Source organism: Rhodococcus opacus B4 (genome assembly GCF_000010805.1).
Taxonomy (GTDB): Bacteria; Actinomycetota; Actinomycetes; order Mycobacteriales; family Mycobacteriaceae; genus Rhodococcus_F; species Rhodococcus_F opacus_C.
In genome coordinates, this window is the sequence record NC_012521.1 from 22,178 (window position 1) to 36,223 (window position 14,046).

General features: G+C 67.4%; 14 protein-coding genes and 1 pseudogene. 3 read left to right on the forward strand and 12 right to left on the reverse strand.

Annotation, left to right across the window (positions count from 1 at the left end):
• Positions 1–304 precede the first annotated feature (304 nt).
• From ROP_RS38790 to ROP_RS38795, 3 genes are all read left to right on the forward strand, one after another.
• Entirely contained in the window at positions 305–670 is a 366-nt protein-coding gene (locus ROP_RS38790; protein WP_012687069.1) for a hypothetical protein, read from the forward strand.
• Positions 671–875: 205 nt separating this feature from the next.
• The gene (locus ROP_RS43330) at positions 876–1,028 is read left to right on the forward strand and encodes a hypothetical protein (protein ID WP_158306534.1); all 153 of its coding nucleotides are present in this window, start codon (positions 876–878) and stop codon (positions 1,026–1,028) included.
• A 160-nt stretch (positions 1,029–1,188) separates the two neighbouring features.
• Positions 1,189–2,202 (forward strand): DUF4268 domain-containing protein, encoded by a 1,014-nt coding sequence (locus tag ROP_RS38795; RefSeq protein WP_012687071.1) that lies wholly within the window; start codon positions 1,189–1,191, stop codon positions 2,200–2,202.
• 294 nt (positions 2,203–2,496) lie between these two features.
• Here the strand turns inward: ROP_RS38795 and ROP_RS38800 are convergent, their stop codons facing one another.
• The 12 genes and pseudogenes from ROP_RS38800 to ROP_RS38850 all read right to left on the reverse strand — a co-directional run bounded on the left by ROP_RS38800 (position 2,497) and on the right by ROP_RS38850 (position 13,176).
• Positions 2,497–2,931, reverse strand: coding sequence for a hypothetical protein (locus ROP_RS38800; protein ID WP_158306535.1), 435 nt, complete (start codon positions 2,929–2,931; stop codon positions 2,497–2,499).
• Entirely contained in the window at positions 2,909–3,541 is a 633-nt protein-coding gene (locus tag ROP_RS38805) for a hypothetical protein (protein WP_012687073.1), read from the reverse strand. The genes ROP_RS38800 and ROP_RS38805 overlap by 23 nt, the downstream gene beginning before the upstream one ends.
• A complete protein-coding gene (locus ROP_RS38810) occupies positions 3,538–3,837 on the reverse strand; it encodes a hypothetical protein (RefSeq protein WP_012687074.1) in 300 nt (99 codons plus the stop codon). The genes ROP_RS38805 and ROP_RS38810 overlap by 4 nt, the downstream gene beginning before the upstream one ends.
• A 420-nt stretch (positions 3,838–4,257) precedes the next feature.
• Positions 4,258–4,752: a hypothetical protein gene (locus ROP_RS38815; protein WP_012687075.1), complete on the reverse strand. Its 495-nt coding sequence runs from the start codon at positions 4,750–4,752 to the stop codon at positions 4,258–4,260.
• Between the two features lie 137 nt (positions 4,753–4,889).
• On the reverse strand, positions 4,890–5,066 hold the full coding sequence (locus ROP_RS43670) for a hypothetical protein (protein ID WP_012687076.1): 177 nt from the start codon (positions 5,064–5,066) through the stop codon (positions 4,890–4,892).
• A gap of 323 nt (positions 5,067–5,389) precedes the next feature.
• Positions 5,390–6,190, reverse strand: coding sequence for an N-formylglutamate amidohydrolase (locus ROP_RS38820; RefSeq protein ID WP_012687077.1), 801 nt, complete (start codon positions 6,188–6,190; stop codon positions 5,390–5,392).
• A 141-nt stretch (positions 6,191–6,331) separates the two neighbouring features.
• Complete coding sequence (locus tag ROP_RS38825) at positions 6,332–7,045, reverse strand: hypothetical protein (protein ID WP_167315996.1); 714 nt, start codon at positions 7,043–7,045, stop codon at positions 6,332–6,334.
• A gap of 23 nt (positions 7,046–7,068) precedes the next feature.
• A complete protein-coding gene (locus ROP_RS38830; RefSeq protein WP_012687079.1) occupies positions 7,069–8,298 on the reverse strand; it encodes a hypothetical protein in 1,230 nt (409 codons plus the stop codon).
• A gap of 113 nt (positions 8,299–8,411) precedes the next feature.
• Positions 8,412–9,791, reverse strand: coding sequence for a ParA family protein (locus ROP_RS38835; protein ID WP_012687080.1), 1,380 nt, complete (start codon positions 9,789–9,791; stop codon positions 8,412–8,414).
• Between the two features lie 2 nt (positions 9,792–9,793).
• On the reverse strand, positions 9,794–10,141 hold the full coding sequence (locus ROP_RS38840; RefSeq protein ID WP_012687081.1) for a hypothetical protein: 348 nt from the start codon (positions 10,139–10,141) through the stop codon (positions 9,794–9,796).
• 57 nt (positions 10,142–10,198) lie between these two features.
• Positions 10,199–10,996: pseudogene (locus tag ROP_RS38845) on the reverse strand (FtsK/SpoIIIE domain-containing protein); the annotation flags it as partial.
• Positions 10,997–11,028: 32 nt separating this feature from the next.
• A complete protein-coding gene (locus tag ROP_RS38850) occupies positions 11,029–13,176 on the reverse strand; it encodes an FtsK/SpoIIIE domain-containing protein (protein WP_012687083.1) in 2,148 nt (715 codons plus the stop codon).
• Positions 13,177–14,046: the final 870 nt, after the last annotated feature.

Below are 14,046 nucleotides of genomic sequence, written 5' to 3' on the forward strand. Positions count from 1 at the left end.
GTCCGACGCACCGCGAGGTGGCCGCATGTTCGCCTCGAGTGCAGCCGTCACTATCGGCATCGGCTAGTGCCCGCACCACCGACCAGCCGCAACCGATCTGGTTCGGCCCTTCGATGCTCGGCAGCTGCGGGCACGGGCTCCCGAACCGATACCGGGTTTGCCGGAGACGGAAACACCCGGACCGTTCCTGCCTGCCGATGCACGGGCCGCTCGTGCCACTCGAACCGCCAACCGACGTACGTGATGTGATTCGGTCGACGGTGCCCGCGATTTACGGCCCGCCGGCACGAAATGGAGGACCACGATGACCGAAGACGACTACATCGACGTGGTCGGGGCACAGTCCGTGCTCGAGGTGGCCGAAGTGGTCGCCGCGGTGCTCGGGGCCCGGATGGAGATGGGCGGTGAACCCGGCCGCATCGTGGTCACCGGAGCACCCGATCCCGATCTTCGGGTTGCCATCGGGCTGGCGATCAACGACCGCGGGCTACCCGAAAGGTGGACCAGGCGGATCACGATCACCCACAACCGTAGTAGCGACGAACGCCACCGCTGGGCACAGCACCTACACCGCGCCCTCACCGAACGGCGCGACTGGACACTCACCGTCACCCCCGGCGGTCCACCGAACCCACACACCCCACCCCCTTCGAATACCCAGGGGGGATGACCCGCTCCGCGGAAAGACACGCGCTAGAACCCTAGACACCGCCCCCTCGTGCACGCCGGGGGAGCAAGGCCGGGTACAGGGCGGCCCCCTGACCGGCGGGGGCATCGGCGTGAGGAACATGTTGGGGGTCGTTCTGACGCCAAAGCAGCCGCACCGCCAACGCGTGCACGCCAGACACCGAGGATCCTCACGGGACTCGGCCCGCGTGGTCACCGAGTCTTTCACGGACGGCGAGGTCGACTCGCCGGTCGCCCTGCTCGTGGGTCGACTCGGCGGCCGGGGCGCCGCGGCTGTGGTAGCCGCCTTCACCGCGCAGCGTCCACGCCGCACCCCGGAGCACCGGCTCACGCAAAGTTGAGCTGAGGTGACCGCCGTCGCCGGTGTCCCCTGTCCCCGACTGCGTTCTATCTGCAACACACACAGCTAATTCCGGTCATGAACGCGGCACCCACACTGGTCGGTCGGCCGTACGCTGACCCCACAGCGAAGGACCGGGCGCAGAAGTGGGGCGAGGCGACATGGACGAACTCGACAGCAAAAACCTGGGTAGGCTGCGCCGAATCGCGGACGCCCGATCAGTGTGGACCTCAGAGTCCGGCGACTTCACACCCTGGCTCGCCGAGAACATCGACGTTCTCGCCGACGCCCTCGGCATGTCCTTGATCGTCGTCGATACCGAGGTCCGCATCGGGGACTTCCGCCTCGACATCCACGCCAAGGACGGCAACGACCGCTCCGTCGTCATCGAGAACCAACTCGAACGCACCGACCACGGACACCTCGGACAGTGCCTCGTCTACGCCTCCGGCCTGGACGCCTCGACCGTCATCTGGGTCGCCCCCAATTTCCGGGAAGAGTTCCGCAGCGCCCTCGACTGGCTCAACGAACGCACCGACAGCGAACTCGGCTTCTTCGGTGTCGAGGTCGGCATCGTGCAGATCGGCAGCGGACCCCCGGCGCCGGTGTTCGACGTAGTCTCGCGCCCCAACGACTGGCAGAAAACGGTCAAAACCGCCGGTAACGCCGCCGAAGCCCGCGCCAGCACTCCGGTCAACGCCGCCCGGCAAGCCCTGTTCACCGACATCCTCACCGACGCGAACACCCGTCAGCCGGCCATCTCGGTTCCGACACCTGGGAAGGGAAACTGGATCTCCTTCGCCTCCGGACCATTCGGGAACTGGGACCTGACAGTCAGCGACGGCCGCCTACGCGTCGATGCCTACATCGACACCTACAACCGCGATCTCAACAACGCCCTGTTCGACGAATTCGCCGCCAAGGCCGCCTCCTGGCAGACCCAGACCGGACTGGATCTGGCATGGGAGCGGCTCGACGACAAACGCGCATCACGCATCGCCGCCTACCGGCCGGTCGACCTCGACGACCCCGCCGACCGCGACGCAACCCGCCAATGGGCGGCCGACGCGTTGGTCGCGATGTACAACACCCTGAACACGCCCCTGCGCGCGGCCGCGAAAGTCCGGCGCGCGGAGTACGCCGCCCCTGCACCACCGCCCGAGTCACAGATCTGACCTAAAAGGTGCTGCCACCTGCCCTGATTACCCCGCTTCTGGGGGCGATGTGCGAGGTGATCGGACCCGCCCTTCAACGCGGGCTCACGAGTCATCAATGCCTGGAACCAGACCTACCGACCATGGTCTACGACCCAGCCGGTCTACCGGCCGAGGGGTCCGTCGCCCGGTGGTGTGTGGCGGCCGCAATTGGGTGCGCTCGAAAGGGGTCAGCTGGTGGTGAGAAGGCGACCGCGGACGCGGCGACGAGAAGCCCGGCTGCCTGTCTCGGGATGAAGCGTTCTCGAAGAACGGTCACGCCGAGCAGACGGGGACGACCGGGTAGGGGGAGGACAACACAACCGCGACCACGACGAGGTGCTCCCTCGTGGCGAGCATGTAAGCGATCAGTGCCGCTGCCTCGCCCGTGAAGCCGGCGGCCAACGCGGGGACAAGGGACCACCGGATGTGTGTGCCTCGCGCAGTCGGCAGCAGCGGCACGATGGTGAGGATCGCCGCGACCCGCCCAGCGGCAACGGGCCACAATCCTGACCCCGCGCCGACCTGCGCCAACGCAACATATTGCACCGCAATGCCGAGTCCCGCGACGAGGCCGGCGAGGGCGGCGGCCGGCAGCGCGGGTCCGGCGTGAGTGCCGGTGTGCGCGACCAGCCATAGTGCCGGAACCGCGATCACGATGCCGAGCCAGGACAGCGTGGACGGGCGCTCACCGAGAGCAGCGACTCCCATCAGGACCGGCACGGCAATGCCGCAGACCGCGCTGATCGGAACAACCACGCTCATCGCCCCACGGCTGAGGCCGCGGAACAGGATAGGTGTCGGGCCACTCGATCCCGTAACTGTCGATTCCGCCCAGAATCTGGGTGGCAGTGACGATCCCGTCCTCCACGAGAGCCGCCACGAACACGCGGTCCTTCTCGCGACCAGCGATCGCCTTGGACGCACACAGGTCGACGGGATCGAGACAAAAGCCCGCCCGCCCGTATTCCGACCCGTCCTGAACCTCCACCGCGACCAGCGGTTGTCCCATTGCTTCGGCAGTACCACTACATCCCTTGTGGATCCCCTCGACGTACACGCCGAAAGACTCATGAAACGGTGAGCATTCACCAAGCCGTCCGTTGAGGATGAGGATCTTTTCCACCACTGCCGGCGACGCCGGAGCGTCGATGCCGCTCCGCGGAAAAACATCGACCTCACGCGACAAAGTCGCGTACTCCGGCAACTCCGTTTCGTCGTAGGTCCCGAGGATCGACTGGGAGCCGAAGACAATCACCTGACCCTCGTCGAGGTTCGCGCAGGCTGCCTCGATGACGTGCTCGAGCTCCTCGCGGTTCACTTCAGGACGAGCTCACGCAGATCATCGAGGACCTTCATTCGTTCATCCTCGGTCAGCAGCACGTGCAGCGGGGAAAGGTTGCGCATCTCGTTCCCAGTCTCGTCATCCGACTCCACGATCCGACGAAGGGTCTCGACGTCGTTGTCCTCGACGATTCGCTCCCACCGATCCAGGAAGTCGGTGAAGTACGGGCTGCGACTGACATGCTCGCGGACACTCTGCAGACTGCGGCGAACGCGGACGGTGTCGAGGGGCAGATGCTCGCGCTCGACCTTGTTCAGGATGGCGGCCTGCATGAGCTTCTGTCGGGTGCTTCATGTTGACGACGGTCATCTCTCGCTCCCTCATCGCTCAGGCCAACTACCGATGCGGTCGGTGCCCACAGTGTACGGGTCCGGCCACCGTTTACGCAGGTCACCCCACGCTCACGCAGCGACGACCCGACCTCCACCCGCCTATACGAACAAGGGCTCACAGGACCATCCGCGCTACCGCGATCACGCCCCGATAGCGTCACCTGTCGGACGACGGCAGCGCCGTCTGCTGCGGGGATCAGGCCACTGCTTCGCCGCAACCGCGGCGAGCACCGCGTTGGTGCGGCTGTTGCTGCGACCACCGCGGAAGAAAAATGTGCCGCCCAGGCGCATGGCCGTGAGGTGCCGATCCCGTCCTGCCCGTCCTTCGGTGGTATCTCACTGCCGACGCGGCGCCGGCCGCTACATCTCCGCCGTGGTGGTTCGGTAGGTCTTCGCCGCAGCGATACCGTCGTCGTAGTCGCTGACGTACGCACCGGCCGCCGGGTCATACAGTGAGCCGACCGCTGCTGGATCGTGGGCCATGAACACCACGTCGGGCCGTCCGTTGTTGTAGCGGCGGTAGGTGTCATAGTCCCAGCCGTCGGGTGCGTAGTCGTCGTTCCATGCCAGCCGGGCGACGGGGACGAATCCGGCGTCGGCATAGATGTTCGGCAGAACCGTGTCGAAGCAGTCGAGTCGCCTCCCTCCGAGGACGGTGGCCTGGCGCAGCATCGACGGTGCCGCGTTGGGATGCGCGCCATCGTTGTGGGAAAACACCGAGACGACTTCATCGTCCTTCAGAGCGACGCCAGCTTTTCCATCCTCGGTGACCAGCATCCGCATTTCGGCGTATTCATTCTCGTCATAGACGTACACCGAGGATGCGTAGCGGTTGTTGCTGGTCAGTTCCAGCATTTGGGTGCGGTACAGATCCGCATCCGACGACGATAGCTCGTACAGCGTCGGGCTGGACAGTCCGCGCGCAGCGAAGTCGGCTTTCTCGGAGTCGGGCCGGCTGTATGCGGCGAGCGGGTCGACGCGGCGGTCACCAATCAGAAGCCGAGGGCTTCGGCTTCCTCGATCTTCTCGTCCGTCCAGACCTGCTCGATCGCCTTGCGCTGCTCCGGCAGCAGATCGGGTGTCCACCGGTACTTCCGCCAGAACGCTTCCCTGCGCTCCTGCGTCATCGGCTCGTGATTCATGGCTGTCAGCTCCTTCGGTTCGAACATCGTTCCCAGTGTTTCGGGCGCGGCTCAGTGCTTCAGTTTGGTTCGCACGCAGTCTGTCACCTGCAGCCAAGCGGCGCTCGAGGTCGCTTCGGGCGGGCCCGGCTTCGCTCTTGATCGCCGACCGTAGTTCTTGTTGGCCACCGGGTGTGGCGTCGTAGAGGGCTTGAATTTCGGCGTGGTTGGATTCGGCCTTGTTGAGCCGTTGCTGGAGGTGGACGGCGTGGGGTTGGGCGTCGAGGTCGCGGCGGGCTTCGGTCAGCCGCGTCGCGGCGCGGGTGAGGCGGTTGCGCATGTGCGGGGTGCAGCGTGGTCCGGGCTTGGGTTTACACATCGGCGCCAACCTCGGTTGCGGTGTCGATGAGTTCGGCAAGGTACGTGCCGAGCTGTGCGACCGAATGTTTGCCGGGGCGACCATCATCGGGCAGATAGGTGTCGCGGCGCAGCTCGATCATCACGGCGGATACGCGTTCGTCGTGGCCGTAGCGGCCGAGTGGCACGTAACACCCGGCGTAGGGGGTGTTCTCAGCGATCTCCCCGAGAGGAAGGAAGGCCCGGCGGGTTGCGCTCGTCAACCAGTCCGGTGTGTGAAGGCGATCCGTGCCGATGCACACCGCTGGTCGTGCCGCGACCGGGTTCTCGAATCCAGACGGGCGTTTGGGGTAGGAGTGCACATCGATGATCACTGCTCGTCCGCATGCAGCGATGCGGTCGGTGACGAGCTCGGCGACAGCGCGGGCGTACGGACGGAAGTACTCGTCGAGAAGTGCCTCGGCGGCGGCGAATGGTTCGCCCCTAAGCCGCCTTCCGTTGCAGGCGCGGGTGTAGACGGCACCGCGGCCAAAGACTGTGGCCGGCTCAGAGGTGTCGGGGAACCGTTCGGGGTCGACGACCAGTCGGGACAAGGCGTTCTTCACAATCCACGGATGGGTGCGGGCGTGGTCGGCGCCGAGTGTGGCGATCAGGTCGGTGTCGGTATCGGTGGCCTCGTCCAGTTCGGCGTCGAGTGCCGCGTCGTCGAGCAGCAGCTGTGCGCGGACGTGCGGGGGAATCGTGCGGGAGGCGTGCGGTACGTGCAGGATCACCGGCGATGACGGGCGACCTGGCAGGATCGAGAAGCTGTTCATGCGTTCCTTTCGTAGATCGGCTGGCGGCCAACCTTGGCGGTAGGTCTGAACCGTGGCCGGTGGTCGAGCGCTCCGCCCGGACTACGTCCCCGTTCGGTCGGGTTCGTTGGCGGCAGCGAGCACTCCCGCCGGGCCAGGGACTCAGGTGAAAACATCGACGTACCAGCGCCCGTCGACCTTGTGGGTGGTCACGGTCTGGGTGCCGCGTTTGACCGGCTGGGCGGGTTGCATCACGGACAGATCGACGAGGTAGACCCCGTCGGACAGTTCGACGGTGCGGAGGCAATAGTTGGTGCCGATCGGGACCGCGTCGATGACCTTCTGCAGCTCGGGACCTGGCAGCACCGAGGAGGTGGGGGTTGCGAGGCCGCGGGCGGCTTCGCCGTTGCGCTGGCTGTAGTAGGCGTGGTTGAACGCTGCGATCACGCCCGCGCCGCTCTTCTGGTCACCGCGGTCGGCCCGGCATTCCCCGTCCGACGTGGATGTCTGTTCGGCCTGTTCGGGTTCGGGCAGGTTGAGGATGGGCAGTCCGTTCTCGTCAGCTGCTGTGGTGGTGGCGCTGGTTGTCGCCGCGGTAGACGCGGTCTCACTGTCTCCGCTGCACAGGTGGATGACGGCTACCCCGCCGGCCACAGCGACGGCGACCGCTGCGACGGTGGCAATCGTCTTCTTTCCCGGCCCGCGGCCGCCGCGGGCCGGCGGTAGAGGCGACCGGGGTGGGGGCGGTGGTGTGGCCGGGCCGCCGAGCGCCGTGGTGCGGGCGCCCGGCGGGTGGTCGGCGGTGGGTGTGGTGCCGAGAAGGTCGATCACGGCCGGATGCCGCGGCGTCGATCGGCCGAGGGTCGGCTTCTTCATGGTGCGCACCCGCCTTTGTGGTTTCAGTTCGCTGCCGGAATGCCGCCACCGATGGCGCCCGACAACAGGTTTCCGGCCAGGCCAGGGGTGGCGTCGGTGAAGAACGAATTCAGGGCGCCATCGACCTGCTCGATGATCTGCTCGCCGCCGGGCTGGGCAGCGACGAAGTCGCGGGCCTGCTGGTCGATCGCGGGCGCAGCCAGGGCCGTGTCCTGGACGGCGTCGGCGGCGGCCTGACCGACCGGGCCGGAGTTCTCCCAGTCGGTGAGCACGGTCTCGGTCTGGGCGGTCACAGCTTCGGAGTCGATGTCCGGGACCTCGATCTCCTTCGGTTCGCCCTTGTCCCCGGCGGCGATCGGGGTGACCGCGGCGACCGCGACCGCTCCGCCGACGACGCCGCCGAGCGCTGCCGCGGGAAGCCCGAATGCGGCGGCCCCGGCCGCAGCACCGGCGCCGGTCGCGATGGCCCCGACCGGTGCCCAGCCGATGCCGGGGATGAACGCGTTGCCTGCGGTAGCGCCCACGAGTCCTGCGACGGTGCCGACAGCGGCCCCGCCGGCGATGGCAGCAGGAACACCGGCGGCAGCAGCACCGGTGACCACTCCCAGCGCGCCGGCGCCGACCTGTGCGGCGGCGATTCGGTCGGCCCGGTTCGTGTCCACGCCGATCGACCGCCAACCGGTCGAGACCCCGGCCTGGACCACCGACATCGTGTTGTTGGTGCGGTCCCTGTCCAGGTCGCTGATCCAGTTCGGCTGCTTGATGTGCAGCTCACCCAGACGAAGGGTGTCTCGGGGCGCGATGAACGGTGCGGTCGGCTCCACCGGGGTCGGCAGGTGCAGCTGGTCGAACGCCACCGGCGCGAGGTAGTAGTTCTCCGGCTCGACATAGGCATTGGTGTCGTAGTCGTAGTTCGGGAGCGGCTGGTACTCGATGTTCTGGTACTCGGCGGGCGGATCAACCCAGTACACCGGTTCCGCCGGGATCTGCGGCACGAATGCGGTCTCGGGCTCGGGTGCCGGTGTCGGGGCGGTGGTTCCGCTCTGGGTGTCTCCTCCGGTGACACCTTCCTGGGTCTCGCCGCCCGTGACACCGCCCTGGATCGGGTCGGCGAATGCGGACGGGGACAGAGCGATTCCGGAGGCCAGGGCAGCGGCGATGACCGCGAGCGCGGTGGCGGCCTGGGTGGCGCTGCGGCGGCGGTGCCGGGCGCGGCGGGCGGCGCGGTTACCGGTGTTGATGTCGTTGCTCATCGAGCATCGCCTTTCATCTGGGTTCGCCCCTCGTGGGAGGGCCGGATCTTCATGGAATGGGAAGGATCGGAGGTAGGACGGTCACTCCCGACCTGGCTGGCCGGGCCAGCGCATCAGCCCACGGCACCCGCCATCAGGTCGACAACGGTGGCCGCGAGCACGGTCAACGCGTCCTGCGTCTCCCGCCGCAACTGGCTGAGCGCAATGCGCTCGCCGGAGGCGAACAACGGCTCGAACGGCATCCGGCACACCCGCAGCGCGGGGAGCGCGTTGACAACCTCGGTCTCGACCATCGGCACGTCCCCGGGCCCAGCGGTGATGACCACGACGGTGCGGGCGAGAACGTCGGGCCGGACTGCTGCGATCGTGGCGAGGGTGCGTTGGGCGGCCGCGGCGGCGTCGCGGCGCAGCGGAACCGGGAGTATCACCGCGTGCGCGGCCGTGATTGCCCAGCGCCAACTCCCGTCATGGCTGGAATTTCCGGTGTCAGCGACCAGGACGTCGCGGTGCCGGCCGAGGATCGCCCCGAGCGCTGCGGCGTCGTCGTAGCTCAGAGGCGAGTCGGCCCCGTCCCGCCCGGCGATGATGTCGGAGCCGGACGGCTGACGCGTCAGGTAGCGGGCAAGCGTGGACGGCCGGACATCGGTGGCCGCCGGGTCGACCGCGGCCAGCAGGCCGACCACGTCCTTGCCCGTGGCTGGAGGAACGGCCACGCGATCAGCGAAGCTGCCGCCGACTTCGCCGAGGTCCATGCACGTGACGGTGGCGGGGCCTCGGTGCTCGGCCAGCGTCTCGGCCAGGCTGATCGACATCGGGGTCTTGCCGACGCCGCCCTTTAGGTTGGCGAAGGTGATCACTGCGTCCTCGGGGAGCGGGCGGGCGATCGTTGTCTGCGAATCGCGCAGTCGCATCTCGAGCGAGTCCTTCTTCGGTGCGAGCTTGAGTCCGAGCATGGCGTTGAGTCGGCCACGCACACCGAGCCGAGCAGGGTCGCTCACCGCAGGGTTCGCGCGCGGCGCGGACAGCTGCGGGAGCACGTCCAGCGGGCCCGTGATTGGGCCTGTGATCGGCTCTGCCGGCCGCTGCCCCACTAGCGAAGGTGTGGAGACACCGAAGGGTGGCGGCGCCGCCTCGTAGGCGATCTGTTCGGCCGCCACGACCACCGGCCCGCCCGGCGGCGTGGAGACAGGCTCCGCCGCCACCGGTTCGGGCGCGGTCTGCGTGACGGTCGGCAGGGGCATGCTCGGGGCGCGTTCCTCCGTCTTCCCGTCCGGGCCGACGGTCAGGAACCGAGTGTCCTTTCCCGTCCGGTAGACGACCTCAACGTCAGCGCCCTGGGTCTGCGCCATCTTGTGCAGGAACTCGTGCACAACAGTGGAGAGGGTTTTGCTCTCGTTCGACTCCAAATTCATCGGAGGCACGTCGGCGTCCGCCAGGGTGGCGCGGGCAGTGGTCGCGGAGGTGATCTCGACATCAACGGTCGGCGGCGTCATCGTCAGCTGACCCCGAAGGTACTGGCCCCGGACAGCGCCTTGTCCATGTCGTCGACGACGGCCTCGGCCGTTTCCAGCTCGGCGAGGGCCTTGTCACGGGCGCTTCCCTCAGGCAGCGCTTCGATGACGACCCGACGCTTGGACGAGGCATCCCGGATCTCCGCGAGCCGCTCGCGGGTCAGCTCCTGCTCCTCACTGAGCTTGGCCAGCCACGCGGGGACCGAACTCTTGAAGTACTCGCGCAGCGATTTGATGACAGGGTCGTTCGCACCCTTGGCAACGAACGGTCCGCGCAGCGCGGCCACGTCCTCGGTAGTCGGGGTGATCGACTGGGAGATACGGCGACTCATGGGTGTTCCCTTTCGGTGGTGGTGTTGGTGGAGCTGAGGTCAGTCGCCCCGGGAGGCGTTGTCGAGGAAATTCGGGAGTTCCCGCGAGTACCAGGTCATCGGCGTAAAGGTTGGTTCTGCCGTGGTCTGCTCAGGGGCTCGCATCTGCACGGCAGTGGGCCGACCGTCGTCTCCGAGCGCGATCCCGCGGCCCTTGACGGAGGTGTCGACCTCGCGGCCCACGGTCGAGTCGCCCCACATCATCAGCGCGCCGTCCTGCGACAGGTTGCCGAGGCTGATGCGGGTACCGAAGTTGTCGCGGGCGTTACCGGACGCGCCACCGAACAAACTGGCGTCGGGGCGCTGCACCCCGAGTAGCAGCCGGATACCGGCCGAACGGGCAAGAACGGCGAGGTCGGCCCACGCACCGAGCGGGTCGAGTTCTTTGAGCTGTTCGCGGGTCTCGTCGTCGCCGGTCTTGGCCAGGCGCTGCCACTTACCGGAAAGGATGAAGCACTCGTCGACCGCGACTATGAGCGGCTGAAGGTCTGTCGGTTGTGCCCGGTTCTCCTGAACCCATCCCACCCGCGCGTGCATCTCGCGGTGCAGTGCTCGGATGAACCCTGCGGCACGCAGTGCATCGCCGATGATCGTGACGCAGTTCGGTTCGGTTTCGAGGCCGTCGAGTTCGATCGTCTTTGGGTCGACGCCGACGAAGGGAATGCCGCGGCGGGCGGCCTCGGTCAGCAGGGTGCGGATCACCGACGTCTTGCCGCCCCCGGTCGGTCCGACGATCAGGCAGTGCGGTCCGGCTGCGTGGGAGGAGATGTTCCAGGACACGGTTTCACCGTTGGCGGCCGTCGCATAGGGCAGATGCATGTCGGTACCTTCAGGCGGGTTCGCGGCGGTCATGCAGGCGCTCCTACGAGGTCGGGTTCGGGGAGGACGACGACGCCGGTGACGTCGAAGGTGATGCGGGTCTTCACACGTCCGGTGCCGACGGTCAGGACGGTTTCGGCGACCTCGCCCTTGGCGCCGCGGCGGACGTCGACCGAGTCGACGGTGACGGGGACGAGTTCGCCGTTGTCGTCGTCGACGAGGACGGTCTGGCCGGCCACTACTGCGGAGGCGGGAATGACGTCCGAGAAGTCGTCGTCGCCGGTGGGCGCGGCGTCCGCAGTCGGTGACGTGGCGGACGGGCCGTCGTCGGTGGTGGCGGTCGCGCCGATGACGATCGGCTCGGGAGCACTGCCGTGCTTGCGTGCTCGCTTGGCCAGGGCGCGCTCGGATTCGATGAACGAGGCCAGCTCCTGTGAGTAGCAAGTGAACTGCGGGGCCTCGGTGGGTTTGAGGCCGTCGATGATCGCCTTCTCACTCTCGGCGAGCTGGTTCCACTTGTTGGGGTGTCGGTCGACGTTGGGGGTCCACCACATCTGCGCGTCGACGGGGTTGCCGTCGTCGCCGAGCGCGATCCCGCGGCCCTTGACGGAGGTGTCGACCTCGCGGCCCACGGTCGAGTCGCCCCACATCATCAGCGCGCCGTCCTGCGACAGGTTGCCGAGGCTGATGCGGGTACCGAAGTTGTCGCGGGCGTTACCGGACGCGCCACCGAACAAACTGGCGTCGGGGCGCTGCACCCCGAGTAGCAGCCGGATACCGGCCGAACGGGCAAGAACGGCGAGGTCGGCCCACGCACCGAGCGGGTCGAGTTCTTTGAGCTGTTCGCGGGTCTCGTCGTCGCCGGTCTTGGCCAGGCGCTGCCACTTGCCGGAGAGGATGAAGAACTCGTCGAGGACCGCGATCATCAGCGGCAGCTGCGAGCCCTCGATCTTCATCTGGTGGATGTAGGCGTTGCGGGCCATCATCTCGGTGTGCAGCGCGCGCACGAACATCGCTGCGCGCAGTGCGTCGTAGATGATCGCGCCGCAGCCGGGGTAGCCCTCGAGGCCGTCGAGTTCGATCATCTTCGGATCGACGCCGACGAACGGAACTCCGCGGCGGGCGGCCTCGGTCAGCAGGGTGCGGATCACCGACGTCTTGCCGCCCCCGGTCGGGCCCACGATCAGGCAATGCGGCTTGTTCGAGCTCGTTGACACATCCCAGTACATGATTCGGTCCGCGGCACCGGTCGCATACGGCAGGTGCCGCAAGTTCTCGTCGACCAATTCGAGCGGGTGGTCGACGCGCGAGGGCATCGCGGTGACCAGACGCATCACCAGGTAGCCCTTGTCGGGGTACCAGTCGGTGGTCCAGTTGCGGCCGGACTCGTGCTGCCCCGCCAGGGAGGCGAGAGCTTCTTCGACCTTGAGCTGGAAGCCTTTGGCGCCTGCGTTCATCGACTTCTCGAACGCAATCCGGTAGCCGGTCTCGACGCCGGCCTCGTCGACAGTCTCTACGGTGACCTTCGGGTCCTTGAAGATCGAGGCGTCGTCGAGCGCGCCCTGGAGGGCCTTCTGGCGGTCGGAGCGGGTGTCCGGGGTGATGGTCTTACGGGCGATGATGATGCGGTCGTGGTGGGTCTTGTGGCGGACCTTGACCTCCCACTTGTCACTGCCGGGGAACGCGGCCGCGATCGCGCGGGAGACCTCCTCGAACTGCTTGGGCCGGATGACGGTGCCGCGGTGCAGTGTGATCGTCGCGCGTCGGATCACACGCCACCCGGGCGGGAACGAGACGACGATCTTCTTCGGCAGGTGTCCGGTGCCCTGTCGGACCACCGATTCGAACATCTGCGACCACCTGTGCATGCGGTGGCGCAGGACGTCGACGATGACGAGCAGGGCAGCGGCGGCGACGAGCAGCACCCGGTAGTCGTGCAGCTTCGTCAGCACGCCGACGACGGTCTCGTTGTCGGTGGCCGCCGACATGAGGCGCGGGGAGTACACAGCAAGGCCGGCGGCGACGATGGTGATCGGCGAGAGCGGGGTAAAACGGCGGATGCGCGTCGGCTGGCCGTCCTCCCTGACCTGGTTGCCGCGACCGTCGCCGGAATCGCCGAAGATGTCGCGCCACGTCGCGACCAACCAGTCCTTGAGTGGGTCGTGATTTCCGCTCACCGCCTGTGCCTTTCGATCGTTTCGATCCTGAACGCCTTCCGGGGAGGCGTCTTTGAGCACAGTGACAGAAACCCGTGATTTTCCTCAACGGGGTGTCCCCCTCGTGCGGCGCACCCCCGCCGGTGCGGTGAACACCGCTCTCGCGCATGATCTCCAGGCCGGAGTGCCGAACCCTCAACGCGTTCGACTCGCGCCCTTGACGGGTCTCTGATCACCGCCTTTGTGAGCTGTGGTTGCATCGGTATGTCGACCGCTGCGCCGAGGGGACTCTGTCGACCGCTGTTCGGCACGCTCGTTCGAGCGCTCTGCGGGAGCGTTCACCGAGTGCCCTGCGGGGCAATGTGGGACGCGGGATTCAGCGCCCGTGCGAGTGCTTTTTCGAGTACTTCGCCACGCGGGTCTGCGGACGGGTGCGCCCGCTCGACCGAGTGGTGTTGTGAGCGCTGCGGAAGGCGTGGACATGCCCGGTGGTGAGCGCTCGCCGCGGCACTGGTTCGAGCACTGCTCATAGCGTTCTACGTGGGTGTTCCGAATAGCGTTGGCGCTGAGCGCAATTCTGGATTACACTCCCCCCCAAGGAACGCCGGGGGGGAGTGGCCCCCGGAGGGGGTGGGCCTGGGAGGCGCTTTTTCGAGCGCTCGAATCCACCGCCGAAATCCATCGCCGAATCCGGCGCCGTTTTCACCGCGCATCTGAGCGCTGTCTCCACGCACCGGCGCACTGGGTGCTCGAGCCGCTCGCTACGCACCTGCCGCGACAGCCCGTCTGGGCGTGGCCTTTGGACCCGCCGTCTGCCCGAGTGCGCACACCGCCCGACGGTCGGTCGACGAGCAGGTGGAGCGCCTGACTCTGATCACCGCGACGACACAC

Excerpts from the sequence above, each read along its gene's own strand:
- ROP_RS38790 (WP_012687069.1), top strand. The coding sequence starts at position 305 with ATGACCGAAGACGACTACATCGACGTGGTCGGGGCACAGTCCGTGCTC.
- ROP_RS38795 (WP_012687071.1), top strand. The coding sequence starts at position 1,189 with ATGGACGAACTCGACAGCAAAAACCTGGGTAGGCTGCGCCGAATCGCG.
- ROP_RS38800 (WP_158306535.1), bottom strand. The coding sequence starts at position 2,931 with ATGGGAGTCGCTGCTCTCGGTGAGCGCCCGTCCACGCTGTCCTGGCTC.
- ROP_RS38810 (WP_012687074.1), bottom strand. The coding sequence starts at position 3,837 with ATGCAGGCCGCCATCCTGAACAAGGTCGAGCGCGAGCATCTGCCCCTC.
- ROP_RS38815 (WP_012687075.1), bottom strand. The coding sequence starts at position 4,752 with ATGCTGGAACTGACCAGCAACAACCGCTACGCATCCTCGGTGTACGTC.
- ROP_RS43670 (WP_012687076.1), bottom strand. The coding sequence starts at position 5,066 with ATGTTCGAACCGAAGGAGCTGACAGCCATGAATCACGAGCCGATGACG.
- ROP_RS38820 (WP_012687077.1), bottom strand. The coding sequence starts at position 6,190 with ATGAACAGCTTCTCGATCCTGCCAGGTCGCCCGTCATCGCCGGTGATC.
- ROP_RS38825 (WP_167315996.1), bottom strand. The coding sequence starts at position 7,045 with ATGAAGAAGCCGACCCTCGGCCGATCGACGCCGCGGCATCCGGCCGTG.
- ROP_RS38830 (WP_012687079.1), bottom strand. The coding sequence starts at position 8,298 with ATGAGCAACGACATCAACACCGGTAACCGCGCCGCCCGCCGCGCCCGG.
- ROP_RS38835 (WP_012687080.1), bottom strand. The coding sequence starts at position 9,791 with ATGACGCCGCCGACCGTTGATGTCGAGATCACCTCCGCGACCACTGCC.
- ROP_RS38840 (WP_012687081.1), bottom strand. The coding sequence starts at position 10,141 with ATGAGTCGCCGTATCTCCCAGTCGATCACCCCGACTACCGAGGACGTG.